The sequence below is a fragment of the Williamsia sp. SKLECPSW1 genome, assembly GCF_054332755.1.
Genome location: NZ_JBTGLI010000001.1, coordinates 2,148,481 through 2,161,218 on the forward strand (window position 1 = coordinate 2,148,481; position 12,738 = coordinate 2,161,218).

Here is a 12,738-nt window from a genome sequence, read left to right on the forward strand (position 1 = left end):
CGACGGTCCTCGGTCACCGCGGGTCACCACCGGACGGGCGAGACAGCACGGGGTCGACGGGCGCCTGACCCGCGATGCGCGCAGAGTAGATCGAGTAGCCGTCGATGCGGCGGGTGACCGCCGTCGCCAGCACTGTCGCGATGATCATGGGCACCATGATGGGCAACCCGCTGTGGGTGAGTTCGACCACCAGCACCAGCCCCGCCAAGGGTGCCTGCATGGCAGCTCCGATCATGGCGGCCGCCCCGATCATCGCGTAGGCGCCCATCGGACTCCCGGGCCACAGATGTCCGAACAGCACCCCACCGACCGCGCCGATCGCGGCACCGGTGCACAGCACCGGGGTGAACAGGCCACCGGACGCGCCCGCCCCGAGGCAGAGGGCTGTCACGACCGGCTTGAGCACGGCGAGGGCTGCGAGGACGCCTAGGCTTCCGAGGCCGAGAAACGCGTCGTGAGCGATCGACCGACCGTTGCCGTAGAGCTGCGGATAGACGACCGCCAGACCCGCCAGTCCGGCGAACACCACCGGCATCGCCACGATCACCCACGCCCCACGGGCCTGATGGAAGGAGATCCAGCCGATCACGCGGATGTAGAGGGCAGCCAACACGCCGATGACGGGACCCCCGATCACCGCCCACACGAGCAGCCGGCCATCGACGGCGTGGTCGACGACACCGGGATAGATCGGCTCGTCGGACAGGAAAACCCACGCAACCGCAGCTGCGACGGCCGAGCATCCCACCGCGGGCATCACCGTGGTCAGTGTCACCGATCCGATCAACACCTCTGCGGTGAACAGGGCGGCGCCGAGCGGCACGTTGTAGACGGCAGCCAGACCCGCGCCGCCTCCGCAGGCGATGAGCAGGCGGCGTTGGGGGTCTGTCAGTCGAGCCCATTCGCCGATGAGACCGCCCGCCACCGCACCCATCAACTTCGGGGCGGCCTCGCGACCCAGAGATGCGCCGAGGCCGATGACGACCTCGGACAGCACGGATGTCCCCGCGCTGCGGCGGAAGGAGAGGCGGTCGGTGCCGGCCCACAACACGGCATCGGCCTCCGATGACATCCCGGGTGTGAATCGCCGCAGCAGATACCAGCCGACACCACCGATCACCCCGGCGATGAGGACCGGGGTCGCACGCTCCCATCCGCTCGCGCGTTCGACCGCTGCAGTGAATCCCTGGCCGTCGCTGCCGACACCGAACGCCAGATGCTCCACGGCGAACAGCAGCTTCATGAGCGCGCTACCGACGACACCGGACACGACCCCGACCAGAGCGACGAGAACCCAGAACCGGACGGTGAGGGGCGTATCTCCGTCGCTGGTCACGTTCGGCTGGACCGTGGACCCCTGTCCGGACGGCAGCCGCTTCTTCAGCAGCGGGACGGGCCGCCGCTGCCGTTCATACGACGTCACGTCCGCTCAAGTTCCGTGGGCCCATCGGAGTTCACCCCGTCATTCTCGCCGCAGTGCCGTCGCGCACGCCAGCGATCATGCCGCGTGGCAGCATCGACGGATGGTCGACGACGCCGCGGCGAGGGGCCGCATCGAGGACAAACGAGCCCGTGTCCGCGATCGGCACGTCGCACCCCTGAACGCCTTGGTCGACGACTGGCGTGGCGTTCATCCCGCAGTGCCCTGGTTCGATCCTGATGACGGCGGCGTCCTCGCGCGGGTGTTGATCCTGATGGAGTCGCCGGCGCCCAGGACGATGCGGGTCGGGGGCACGGGGTTCTGCTCGGAGGATAACCCGGACTCCAGCAACCGCCTGCTCTCGTCGCTGCGCGACGAGCACGGTCCGGCGCGGGCGGACTGCCTGAAGTGGAACATCGTGCCCTGGGCGGTGCTCGACGACGCCGGCCGGGCCCGCACTCCCGACGCCGGTGAGCTGGCCGAGGCGGGTGCGATGCTGCAGGAGGTCCTGTCCGTCGCGACGGCTGTCGAGGTCGTGCTCACCCTCGGGCGTCCTGCGCTCGCCGGGTACATGGCGTATCTGACCGCCGCGCCCGGGCGACCCCTCCTGCCGGTGGTGTCCGCCCCGCATCCGTCGCAACGCAACACGCGCGGCCGCGACGACGCCATCCGGCGCATCGGGGTGGCGTTCGGCGCGGCGCGAGACCATCTGGCGTGACGTCCGCCCGAACGCACAGCGGCCGTACAGGCTCGTCGCATCCGATCGTCAGGGTCGGACCATACGTTCGTCCTCGTTCGCACCAGCGGACAGCCGGTGACATCGCCCCGCTCTCGACCCCCGACCGGAGCGGGTCGGCGTCAACGGACCGACGGACCTCCTGACGCGCCCAGGCCGTCAGGGGGTCCGTCGTCATCCGACCGCGTCGAGGACGCGGCCCAGGATGCGCTGGATGTGCAGGCCGCGGTGGACGTCGCACTCATGTCGCGAGCCGTCACGCGCCGACGCGAGGAACTCGTCGATCAGGGTCGTGAAGCAGTCGACCGACGACGTCGACCGGTCGGTGAGCGTCACCACGCCGTCGCGTCCGTGGACCGAGAACTCCGTCACCGTCGGGCGGGCCGGGACACGCAGCGACAGCTGTACCGCCGACGTCGCACCGGTCTCGTGTCGGAACGTGATGTGCCACAGATCGTCCGGGACGAGCCGGGCGTCGATCACCTCGACGATCTCGCCGAGTGCCGCGTCGAGAAGATCGACGACGTGCGGTCCGACGTCGAGCAGCGCCCCGCCGTCCTTGCGCCACTGCGACGACGAGTAGCGGCCGCCCAGCAGTGCGCCCGACACCCACCGGCCGAGACCGCCGCCGTACGAACCGGCCTGTGCCGCCGTGAGGAACGCACGGGTCTCGGGTGCGAAGCGACGCGTGAACGTGACGATCGACGCGACGCCTGCGGTGTCGACGGCGTCCGCGAGTTCCGCGGCCTGCTCGACCGAGCCGGCGATCGGCTTGTCGAGGATGACGTGCTTGCCCGCTCGTATGGCCTGCAGCGCGATCCCCGCCTGCGCGTCGGGCGGCACGGCGAGGCTCACGGCGTCGGTCGCGTCGAGCATGGCCTCCACGGTGTCGAACCGATCGACGGGCAGGTCGGCCGCAGCCTCCGGTCGTCGGGTCCATCCGCCGACCACCTCCACGTCAGGATGTGCGAGGAGGGCCGGGTAGTGGGTCTCGAGCGCCCAGGGGCCGGCGCCCACGACGGCGATACGCATGCGCCGAGCGTATCGCCGCGGTGGCCGCGTCCGGCATGCGTCACGACGCGTGAGGTGCTACGAATCTCGCAGGCCGACGACGGAAGCGAGAACCATGACGACGACCGTGCAGACGCCGGTCCCACCCCTAGGCGGGTTCCTGCGGTCGGATCTGCGGCCGCTGATCGGCATGGCGGTGGTCGTGGTCGCGTTGCATGTCGTCGGGTTCGCCTCGTTGGTGGCGGTGGCGTCGGGGGATCACCGGATGACCGGCGGTGCGGTGTTCGGGATCGGGCTGGGGATCACGGCGTACACGCTCGGGATGCGTCACGCGTTCGACGCGGACCACATCGCCGCCATCGACAACACCACCCGCAAGCTCGTCGTCGACGGGCGTCGGCCGCTGACGGTCGGGTTCTGGTTCTCTCTCGGCCATTCGACGATCGTGTTCGGCCTCTGCGTGCTGCTGGCAGCCGGAGTGCGCGCCCTCGCGTCGCAGGTCGACGACGAGTCGTCGACGCTGCAGTCGGTGACCGGTGTTTTCGGCACGAGCGTGTCGGGCGTGTTCCTCATCGTGATCGGCGTGCTCAATCTCGTCGTGCTGCTGCGGATCCGGCAGATCGTGCGCGACATGCGGCACGGCGCGTTCGACGAGGCGCAGCTCGACGCCCGACTGAACGAGCGCGGCGCGATCAACCGGGTCGTCGGCCGGTTCCTCGGGGTGATCCGCGCACCGTGGCAGATGTACCCCGTCGGGCTGCTGTTCGGGCTGGGGTTCGACACCGCCACCGAGGTGTCGCTGCTCGTGCTCGCCGGTACGGCCGCGGTCAGTCTGCCCTGGTACGCGATCCTCACGCTGCCGGTGCTGTTCACGGCCGGGATGTCGTTGTTCGACAGCATCGACGGCGCGGTCATGCACTACGCCTACGGTTGGGCGCACGCGCGGCCCGCCCGCCGCATCTTCTACAACGTCACCGTCACGGCGCTGTCGGTGGCGGTCGCACTGGGCATCGGCGGCATCGAGCTGATCGGCCTGCTTGCCGAGAAGTTGGGCGTCACATCGGGTCCGCTCGCCTGGATCGGTGCGATCGATCTGGAGTACGTCGGCTACATCGTCGTCGGGTTGTTCGTCGCCAGTTGGCTTCTCGCCGCCGCGATCTGGCGCTTCGGTGACATCGAACGCCGATGGACCCCCGGCGCGGGCTGACGCCGACCCCTTTCGGAAAAACCCGGCGACGATGCAACCGTCTCCGTCTAAGGTTCTGCCGCATGAGGAGCACCGGCACCATCCGCTCCTGGGACTTCGAGGAGGGCCAGGGCATCATCGACTCGTCCGACATCCCGGGCGGAGTCGTGGTGTCCGGGTGGTCGATCCGGTGCGAGGCGATCACCGTCGACTCCCCAGACGGTATGGGGATGCACGGCCTCGAGGCGGGCGAGCCCGTCGACTTCTACTGGCGGCGAGACGACGACGGCGACGGGTACGAGGTCACCGACGTGTGGCCGTGCCGGTGTGACGGTCCGGACTCTCCGTCCACGGGTGCCTTCCGGTCCGCGCTGTGGATGAGTGCCACGCGCGAGGACGGCGTCGCGATCATGCGTGAGGTCGACCCGAACGATCTGCCGCCCGTTCCACCCCGGCCTCCGCTACGGCGCTCGACGGGAGTCGTCGTCGTGTGGCGGCCGGAGGAGGGATGGGGAGTCGTCGAGGCGCCCGAGACCCCGGGTGGCGCATGGACCCACTTCAGCGAGATCCGCGGCGACGGCTACCGCTCACTGGTCCGCGACCAGCGCGTCGAGTTCGACTGGGAGCCGGCGCATCAGGACGGCTATTCGTTCCGCGCCTCCGACGTCGCCGTCGTCGATCAGGCCTGACGCTGCCGAGATCTGTCCCCACAGGCCGGTCCGATGACGTTGTGCCGTCGGAGGGTGCTGTCGGGACAGATCTCAGGCGCGGGTGACGTCCTCGGGTGCGACCCAGCCGCCGAAGACCGACTCGAGGTGGTGGGCGACGGCGATGGTGACGTGGTCGTTGCCGGGCGCGGCGGCCACCTGCACGCCGACGGGCAGACCGCGGTGGTCGAAGCCGAGGGGTACCTCGGTGACGGCCATCCCGAGCATGTTGAACATGGCTGCCCCGCCGAACAGCCATGGGCGCGCCAGGGTCCCGTGGTGCAGCGGCGCGGGGGCCGGGAGCGGCGGGTGCAGCATGACGCCGTCGCCGACGGCGCCGAACACCTCGTCCTTCAGGTCGCGCGCGAACCGGTCGAGGAGGTCACGACCGGGCTTGGGCAGCAGCTCCGGGATGCGATCGCCGATCATCGCCAATCGCAGCTGGAGGCTGTCGGCGCGGAGGACCGCCGGGGTGAGGTGGCGACCCGGTGTCTCCGACAGCGAATCGAACAGCGACATCACCGGCATGCCTGCGTGGCGCCGCAGTTCCATCAGGTAGCTCGCGATCACCCGCCGCATCGCCGTCATCGGCTGCCATCGCACGTCGGCCCCGACGTCGGCGAGGCTGCGGCCTGCGGAATCCCGCGCGTCGCGCACGGCGCGGTTCATCGGCCGCACGAACGACGAGCGCGTCGGGACCACCACCGTCAGACCGGCGAGGTCGACGGAATCGACGTCACCGCAGCGGGTCCCGTCGTCGTCGGCGAGGATCCGCAGCAGCGGCATGAGGTCGGTCGCGCGACGGGCCATGGGCCCCAACGTCTCCAGGGTGTCGAGCTCGGCGTCACCGGCGAGCGACGGCACGCTCTCGTTCGCGGGCACCAGGCCGGGGGAGGGCTTGTGCCCGAACACCCCGCAGTAGAACGACGGGATCCGGATCGACCCGCCGGTGTCGCCACCGAGTCCGAACGGGCTGCCGCCACTGCCGATCGCGGCGCCCTCGCCGCCCGACGACCCTCCCGACACCCGACGCTCGTCGTACGGATTACGGGTCCGTCCGTGGACGCTGTTGGTGCTCTCGATGCCCAGGCACAGTTCGGCGGTGTTGGTGACGCCGAGGACGATCGCCCCGGCGTCGCGTAGTCGACGCACCGCGAGTGCGTCGTCGGTCGTGACGATGCACCGACGGCTCGCGAGCCCCGCGGTGTGCGGCATCCCGACGACCGGGATCGACTCCTTGACCGTGCACGGCACCCCGGCCAACGGACCGCCGGGTGACTCGCCGGCCGCGATCCGAGCGTCGACGGCGTCGGCCTCGTCGAGAGCGGCGTCGTACCGATCGGCGACGACGGAGGTGAGTGCCGAGCCGGCGCGCAGCCGGTCGACGTGGAACCGCACCACCTGCCGCGAGGTGACCTCACCGGCACGGATCGCCGCGGCGATCTCCGTGGCCGAGGCGTCACGGATCCACACGCCGGACACCGCTGTCACCCGGTCCGGCGTGGCGTCAGCGGGCGCGACGGGCCAGACGCTCGGAGTCGGCGATGAGGACGCTCTTGCCCTCGAGTCGCAGCCATCCGCGCTGGGCGAAGTCCGCCAGTGCCTTGTTCACGGTCTCGCGGGAGGCGCCGACCAGCTGGGCGATCTCCTCCTGGGTGAGGTCGTGCGTGACGCGCAGGGCGCCCGCCTCCTGCGTGCCGAAACGCTGCGCGAGCTGCAACAGCTGCTTGGCCACGCGACCCGGGACGTCGGTGAAGATGAGATCGGCGAGGTTGTTGTTGGTGCGACGCAGGCGCCGCGCCAGGACGCGCAGCAGCTGCTCCGCGATCTCGGGGCGATCCGCGATCCACGCTCGCAGCGCGTCGCGGTCCATCGACACGGTGCGCACCTCGGTGACCGTCGTCGCCGACGACGTCCGGGGGCCGGGGTCGAAGATCGACAGCTCACCGAACATGTCCGACGGGCCCATGATCGTCAGCAGGTTCTCGCGACCGTCGGCGGAACGGCGTCCGACCTTCACCTTGCCGCTGAGGATGATGTAGAGCCGGTCACCCGGCTCGCCCTCGTTGAAGATGACGTGGCCGCGCGGGAAGTCGACGGGCTGCAGCTGCTTGGTGAGCGCGGCCACCGCACTGGGCTCGACCCCTTGGAAGATGCCGGCCCTGGCGAGTACTTCCTCCACGTACGTCCCTTTCATCGCGTTCGGCGGCGGTGTCGTCGCACGCCCGTCGCCGCGAAGTGTTGACTGTGTCACTCGCGGGCATGTGAAGTCTACGACCAAACAGCCCGGGGAGGCGGTGAACCCGACGCGGTGGGTGTGTGGCGATCAGCCCGCGCGGTGGACCGGGACCTCGACGGCGTGTCCGAACGACGACGGGACGTCGAACTCGATGGTGTCGCGGCGACCCGCGAGTTCGTCGTCGGCGGGCGTGGGCAGGGCGTCGGGGGTGGCGGCTCCGGCGAGGAACTCCTCCACCTCCTCGCGGTGCACGCTGTGCTGGTCGACCTCGTTCTCCATGCGCTCCATGGCGAGGGCGAACAGCATGAGCACCGCCGGGAAGAGCAGTACGGCCAGTCCGTGCATGGCTTGCAGTGAACACGACGCAGGTCTCGGCGGCGCAACGAAAACGGTCGCCGGAACACAAGTGTTACCTCGCGGTGCGCTCCTGAAGACCACTTCAGGAGCCCTCAGTACGCTGGTCGCCGTGAACGAGCCGGACGGTCAGATCCCTGCGCCCGCACGCGGGGGACGACCCCGGCGTCGTACCGCGGCCGATCGTGGCACCGAGACGCGCACGGGACTCGTGCGCCGGGCCCGCCGCATGGACAGGGCCCTGCAGGTCGCCTTCCCGCACGTCTACTGCGAGTTGGACTTCACGACGCCGCTCGAACTGTCGGTGGCGACCATCCTCTCCGCGCAGTGCACCGACGTGCGGGTCAACATGGTCACCCCGGCACTCTTCCAGCGGTACCCGGACGCGGCCGCGTATGCCTCCGCCGATCGCACCGAGCTGGAGGAGATGATCCGCAGCACCGGCTTCTACCGGAACAAGGCCGCGTCGATCCAGGGCCTGGCCCAGGCTCTCCTCGAACGCTTCGACGGTGAGGTGCCCGGACGCCTCGAGGATCTCGTCACGCTGCCGGGCTTTGGTCGCAAGACGGCGAACGTCGTGCTGGGCAACGCGTTCGGCGTCCCCGGTATCACCGTCGACACGCACTTCGGTCGTCTCGTCCGGCGGTGGCGGTGGACCGAGGAGACCGACCCGGTGAAGGTCGAGCACGCCGTCGGGGACCTCATCGAGCGCAAGCAGTGGACCGACCTGTCGCACCGCGTGATCTTCCACGGGCGTCGGGTGTGCCATGCGAAGAAGCCGGCGTGCGGTGTCTGCGTCCTGGCCGCCGACTGCCCGTCGTTCGGGGAGGGTCCCACCGACCCACAGGTCGCGTCGGCACTGGTGAAGGGCCCCGAGACCGAGCACCTGCTCGCCCTGGCCGGGGTGTGAGCCCCGTGTCCTCACGCTTGTCGCGGATCCCCGCGTCGGCTCGATGGTCGGCGGTCCTGCTCGTCGTGGTCGTCGCACTCATCGTCGCCATCTGGCCGCGCGGCGGCTCGGACACCGCTCTCGACGCCGGCGGGACCGCGCAGTCCGCCGGTCCGATCCCCGGCGCGACGGCGTCGATCAGCCCGGACGACCTCGACGAGGCACGGCAGCGGGCCGGGCTCGCACCCTGCCCGACGGGTACCGGACCCGCGCCGGCGTCGTCGGTGCTGCGGGGGGTCACCGTCCCCTGCCTCGGCGCACCCGGCGAGGTCGATCTCGGTGCGGCCACCGCCGGCCGGCCGATGCTGGTCAACTTCTGGGCCCCGTGGTGCCTGCCGTGTCGACGGGAACTGCCGACCATCGAGTCGTTCGCGAACCGCGCCGGCTCCGCGGTGTCCGTCCTGGCCGTGCAGGCCAAGGAGGGGTCGGAGAACCCGGTGCTGGCGCTCGCCCTGCTCACCGAGATCGGGGTGCGACTGCCCTCCGTCGTCGACTCGCAGGCGCGGGTCGCGGCCGCACTGGGCATCCCCCGCGTCTTCCCGGTGACGGTGCTGGTCCGCGCCGACGGCACGGTCGCGAAGGTCCTGCCGACGGTGTTCGAGAACGAACAGGCCGTCGCCGACGCCGTCGCCGACGACCTCGGTGTGCGCGTGTGAGCGGCCCGACGACGCCGACCGGGTCACCGGTCGGCGGGGCGGGGGACGTCCCGGGCCCCCTCGTCCCCCTGGAGACCGTTCCGTCCTGGCTGCGACCGCTCGCCGCGGATGTCGACGCCGTGACGTCCGCGGTCGAGAACCGCGGCGGTGACCGCACCCGACTGCTCGCCGCACTGAAGCCGGCCCGCAGGCCGGCGGCCGTGCTCATCGTCGTGACCGGATCCGACGGCGCGGGCGGGATGCCGCCCTCCGACGCGACGGTCCTGCTCACCCAGCGCGCGACCACGCTGCGCAACCACGCCGGCCAGGTCGCGTTCCCCGGGGGAGCCCGGGATCCCGGTGACGACTACCCGATCGGCACCGCGCTGCGGGAGGCGACCGAGGAGACCGGGCTCGTGCCCGCGGAGGTCACACCGGTCGCGCGGCTGCGGTCGTTCCCCGTCCCGCCGTCGGGGTTCGACGTCGTCCCGGTGCTCGCGTGGACCCCCACACCGACATCCGTCCGTGTCGTCGACACCGCGGAGACCACCCGGGTGATCCACGTGTCGATCGCCGACCTGCTCGACCCGGCGAACCGCTTCCAGGTGCAGCGCTCGGTCATGGGTGGGCGCGTCTACCGGGGTCCGGCGTTCGCCGTGGAGGGCATGCTCGTCTGGGGGTTCACCGGCGGACTGCTCGCCGCGCTGTTCGACGCCGCCGGATGGACCCGGCCCTGGGACCTCGACGACATCCGTGACCTCAACGACGAACTGGCGAAGGCGGGGCAGGGATGAGCGGCTCCACCTGGGTCGACATCGTCGTCGTCGTCATCGCCCTGCTCGCCGCCGGGTCCGGGTTCCGTCAGGGGGCGGTCGCGTCCGCGCTCGCGTTCGTCGGCGTCGTACTCGGTGCGGTCGCCGGGATCATGTTGGCACCCAGCATCATCGGGCACATCGACGATCGCCGGTGGCGACTGCTCGTCGGAGTGGTGCTGCTCGTCGTGCTGGTGCTGATCGGTGAGGCCGCGGGGATGGTGCTCGGTCGGGCGGCGCGCGGGGTGATCCGGTCGGTCGGTGTCCGCCGCATCGACAGCGTCATCGGGTCCGTGCTGCAGGCGGTCGCCGTCCTCGTCGCCGCGTGGCTGCTCGCCATCCCGGTGAGCAGTTCCGCGGAACCGGCCATCGCCTCGGCGGTGCGGGGATCGCAGGTCCTCGGCGGCGTCGACGACGTGGCCCCGCAATGGCTGCGGAATCTGCCCAGCGACTTCAGCGCACTTCTCGACGACTCCGGTCTCCCGCAGGTCATCGGGCCGTTCGGGCGCACCCCGATCGTCTCCGTCGACCCCCCGGACCAGGGGCTCACCACACTGCCCGTCGTCGCGTCCGTACGGCCGAGTGTCGTGAAGATCGAGGGTGTCGCGCCGAGCTGCAACCAGGCGTTGGAGGGCAGCGGTTTCGTCGTGTCCCCGGAACGGGTGATGACCAACGCGCACGTCGTCGCCGGTACACGCACCCTGCGCGTGGAGTCCGAGGACGACGGGACCCTCGACGCGACGGTCGTCCTCTTCGACCCGTCCACCGACATCGCCATCCTCGACGTCCCCGGGTTGACCGCGCCGGCACTGCAGTTCGCCGATCGTCCGGCGTCCAGCGGCGACGACGCGATCGCGCTCGGCTACCCCGAGGCCGGCCCGTTCACCGCGAGCCCGGAGCGGGTGCGGGAGGTCGTCGACCTCTCCGGGCCCGACATCTACCGCGAGAGCCAGGTGCGTCGTGAGGTCTACACCGTCCGCGGCTCCATCCGGCAGGGCAACTCCGGCGGACCGCTGATCGACACCGGCGGGAAGGTGCTCGGCGTCGTGTTCGGTGCGGCGGAGGACACCACCAGCGAGACCGGGTTCGTGCTGACCGCGAAGCAGGTCTCCGACGACCTCGCGCGCTCGGAGGACCTCACCGCACCGGTCGACACGGAGTCCTGCGTCCACTCCTGACGACCGCGGTCAGCGGTCGACGGACGCGAGGTGATCGACCAGCAGCTCCGAGCAGCCCGTCGGGTTCTCCTGGTGGGCGTAGTGCGCGGCGTCGGGGACCTCGACGTAGCTGAGTCGGGACGCGTAGTACCGCGCCGTCGCGACGGCGTCCGCCCCGATGTAGTGGTCCTCCTGACCGCGCAGCGCCAGCACCGGGATGCCGAGCCGCCGGTTCATCAGGTGCATGAAGGTCACCCCGTCGCGGCGGAACTGCGAGCGGAACGCCCACCGTCGGTACTCGAGGCTGCAGTGCGCCGCACCGGGGATCTGGATCGCGGACCGGTTGCGCCGCACCACGTCGACGAACTCCGGCGTGCGCTGCCACGCGCTCGTCGAGCGTTCGGTGAACATGCGTGCGATGAACGCGCCGTCGTCCCGGGTGAGCGTCTTCTCGGCTCGACGGGGCAACTGGTTGCCGAGGAAGTCGACGAGGAACGCGCTGCGCTGCGCGCTGTCCCGGAGCACGGCGCGACGCAGTGCCCGCGGGTGCGGTGAGGACAGCGTGGCGATGGAGTCGACCGCACGGGGGTGCAGCGTGGCGGTCGCCCAGCAGACCAGTCCGCCGTCGGCGTGTCCGACGAGGGATGCGCGGGTGTGGCCGAGGGCGCGGATCAGGGCGTTGGTGTCGCCGGCGAGTGTCCAGCCGTCGTACCCGCGCGGCGGCTTGTCGGAGTCGCCGTAGCCGCGCAGGTCGACGGCGACGGCTCGGTAGCCGGCGGCGTCGAGTGCGGCGAGCTGGTGGCGCCAGCTCCACCAGAACTCGCCGAAGCCGTGCAGGAGGAGGACCAGCGGGCGGTCGAGTCGCGACGGACCGCATTCGACGGCGTGGAAACGGATGCCGTTCGCCCGGACGTCGAGGTCGATCCACGGACCCTCGATCCGCACGCTGGACGGGTCGGGAGCGGGCATGTCGTCGGGTGGAGCGCAGGTGTCGCGGTCAGCGACGCGGGGCGACGCCCGTCCCGCCGGGCAGATCTGCCGGGGCGCCCTTGCCGGCGCCGGGGACCACCGACGGGACGGCCTTCACCGTCTCGATCGTCTTCTTCGGTCCACGGACCCGCTTGAAGAAGACCCAGCCGACGATCGCGGCGATCACGGTGATCACGACGAGGATGCCGAACACGATGGCGAACGCGGCCCACCGCGGGAGCCACACGTCGAGCAGCTCGGCCAGGAAGAAGAACAGGAAGAAGCTCGAGTACAGGGCGATGACCGCGGCGACGATGAACAGCGCGGCACCGATGGCGGCCTTCTTCGCCTCCCCGACGATCTCGGCCTTCGCGAGCTCCACCTCGGCGCGGACCAGCGTCGACATGTGTGACGTCGCGTCCTTGACCAGGCCGCCGATCGACTGCGTCGCGGGATCGTGCGGATCGCTCAGCGGGATGGAGGACACGGCTCGATCGCCGGCATGGGGTGCGCGGTCGTCCAGGCTCACGGGGATCCCTTCATCGGTGTCGTCCGTCGGCGGG

Annotated in this window: 14 protein-coding genes; 7 read left to right on the forward strand and 7 right to left on the reverse strand. The window is 70.8% G+C overall.

Annotated features, from left to right (window positions below; translation table 11 throughout):
• Positions 1 to 13 precede the first annotated feature (13 nt).
• The gene (locus ACXVUM_RS10035; protein WP_253655806.1) at positions 14 to 1,423 is read right to left on the reverse strand and encodes a chloride channel protein; all 1,410 of its coding nucleotides are present in this window, start codon (positions 1,421 to 1,423) and stop codon (positions 14 to 16) included.
• Positions 1,424 to 1,523: 100 nt separating this feature from the next.
• Here ACXVUM_RS10035 and ACXVUM_RS10040 point away from each other — a divergent pair, with 100 nt between their 5' ends.
• A complete protein-coding gene (locus ACXVUM_RS10040; protein WP_253655805.1) occupies positions 1,524 to 2,138 on the forward strand; it encodes a uracil-DNA glycosylase in 615 nt (204 codons plus the stop codon).
• Between the two features lie 192 nt (positions 2,139 to 2,330).
• Here ACXVUM_RS10040 and ACXVUM_RS10045 read toward each other — a convergent pair whose 3' ends face one another.
• Positions 2,331 to 3,188 (reverse strand): Gfo/Idh/MocA family protein, encoded by an 858-nt coding sequence (locus tag ACXVUM_RS10045; protein ID WP_253655804.1) that lies wholly within the window; start codon positions 3,186 to 3,188, stop codon positions 2,331 to 2,333.
• Positions 3,189 to 3,282: 94 nt separating this feature from the next.
• Here ACXVUM_RS10045 and nicT point away from each other — a divergent pair, with 94 nt between their 5' ends.
• Positions 3,283 to 4,374, forward strand: coding sequence for a Nickel transporter NicT (nicT, locus tag ACXVUM_RS10050; protein ID WP_253655803.1), 1,092 nt, complete (start codon positions 3,283 to 3,285; stop codon positions 4,372 to 4,374).
• 62 nt (positions 4,375 to 4,436) lie between these two features.
• Positions 4,437 to 5,042 carry a cold-shock protein gene (locus ACXVUM_RS10055; RefSeq protein WP_253655802.1) on the forward strand — a complete coding sequence of 202 codons (606 nt, stop codon included), beginning with the start codon at positions 4,437 to 4,439 and terminating at the stop codon, positions 5,040 to 5,042.
• A gap of 72 nt (positions 5,043 to 5,114) precedes the next feature.
• On the opposite strand, the gene ACXVUM_RS10060 is transcribed toward ACXVUM_RS10055, so the two are convergent.
• The 3 genes from ACXVUM_RS10060 to ACXVUM_RS10070 form a co-directional block, all read right to left on the reverse strand.
• A complete protein-coding gene (locus tag ACXVUM_RS10060) occupies positions 5,115 to 6,542 on the reverse strand; it encodes an amidase (RefSeq protein ID WP_253655801.1) in 1,428 nt (475 codons plus the stop codon).
• A gap of 25 nt (positions 6,543 to 6,567) precedes the next feature.
• Entirely contained in the window at positions 6,568 to 7,242 is a 675-nt protein-coding gene (locus ACXVUM_RS10065; RefSeq protein WP_253655800.1) for a Crp/Fnr family transcriptional regulator, read from the reverse strand.
• Positions 7,243 to 7,386: 144 nt separating this feature from the next.
• Complete coding sequence (locus ACXVUM_RS10070; RefSeq protein WP_458521652.1) at positions 7,387 to 7,644, reverse strand: hypothetical protein; 258 nt, start codon at positions 7,642 to 7,644, stop codon at positions 7,387 to 7,389.
• A 238-nt stretch (positions 7,645 to 7,882) separates the two neighbouring features.
• Here ACXVUM_RS10070 and nth point away from each other — a divergent pair, with 238 nt between their 5' ends.
• From nth to ACXVUM_RS10090, 4 genes are read left to right on the forward strand one after another with little or no spacing between them, the layout of a single operon-like run.
• Entirely contained in the window at positions 7,883 to 8,563 is a 681-nt protein-coding gene (nth, locus tag ACXVUM_RS10075; protein ID WP_458522842.1) for an endonuclease III, read from the forward strand.
• A 5-nt stretch (positions 8,564 to 8,568) separates the two neighbouring features.
• Positions 8,569 to 9,258, forward strand: coding sequence for a TlpA family protein disulfide reductase (locus ACXVUM_RS10080; protein WP_458521653.1), 690 nt, complete (start codon positions 8,569 to 8,571; stop codon positions 9,256 to 9,258).
• Positions 9,255 to 10,031, forward strand: a complete 777-nt coding sequence (locus tag ACXVUM_RS10085; protein WP_458521654.1) for an NUDIX hydrolase — start codon at positions 9,255 to 9,257, stop codon at positions 10,029 to 10,031. The genes ACXVUM_RS10080 and ACXVUM_RS10085 overlap by 4 nt, the downstream gene beginning before the upstream one ends.
• Complete coding sequence (locus ACXVUM_RS10090; protein WP_458521655.1) at positions 10,028 to 11,227, forward strand: MarP family serine protease; 1,200 nt, start codon at positions 10,028 to 10,030, stop codon at positions 11,225 to 11,227. Before ACXVUM_RS10085 ends, ACXVUM_RS10090 begins: the two co-directional genes overlap by 4 nt.
• A 9-nt stretch (positions 11,228 to 11,236) precedes the next feature.
• Here the strand turns inward: ACXVUM_RS10090 and ACXVUM_RS10095 are convergent, their stop codons facing one another.
• Both ACXVUM_RS10095 and ACXVUM_RS10100 read right to left on the reverse strand, forming a co-directional pair.
• Positions 11,237 to 12,175 carry an alpha/beta fold hydrolase gene (locus ACXVUM_RS10095; RefSeq protein WP_458521656.1) on the reverse strand — a complete coding sequence of 313 codons (939 nt, stop codon included), beginning with the start codon at positions 12,173 to 12,175 and terminating at the stop codon, positions 11,237 to 11,239.
• Positions 12,176 to 12,203: 28 nt separating this feature from the next.
• Positions 12,204 to 12,704 carry a phage holin family protein gene (locus tag ACXVUM_RS10100; protein ID WP_458521657.1) on the reverse strand — a complete coding sequence of 167 codons (501 nt, stop codon included), beginning with the start codon at positions 12,702 to 12,704 and terminating at the stop codon, positions 12,204 to 12,206.
• Between the last annotated feature and the right edge of the window lie 34 nt (positions 12,705 to 12,738).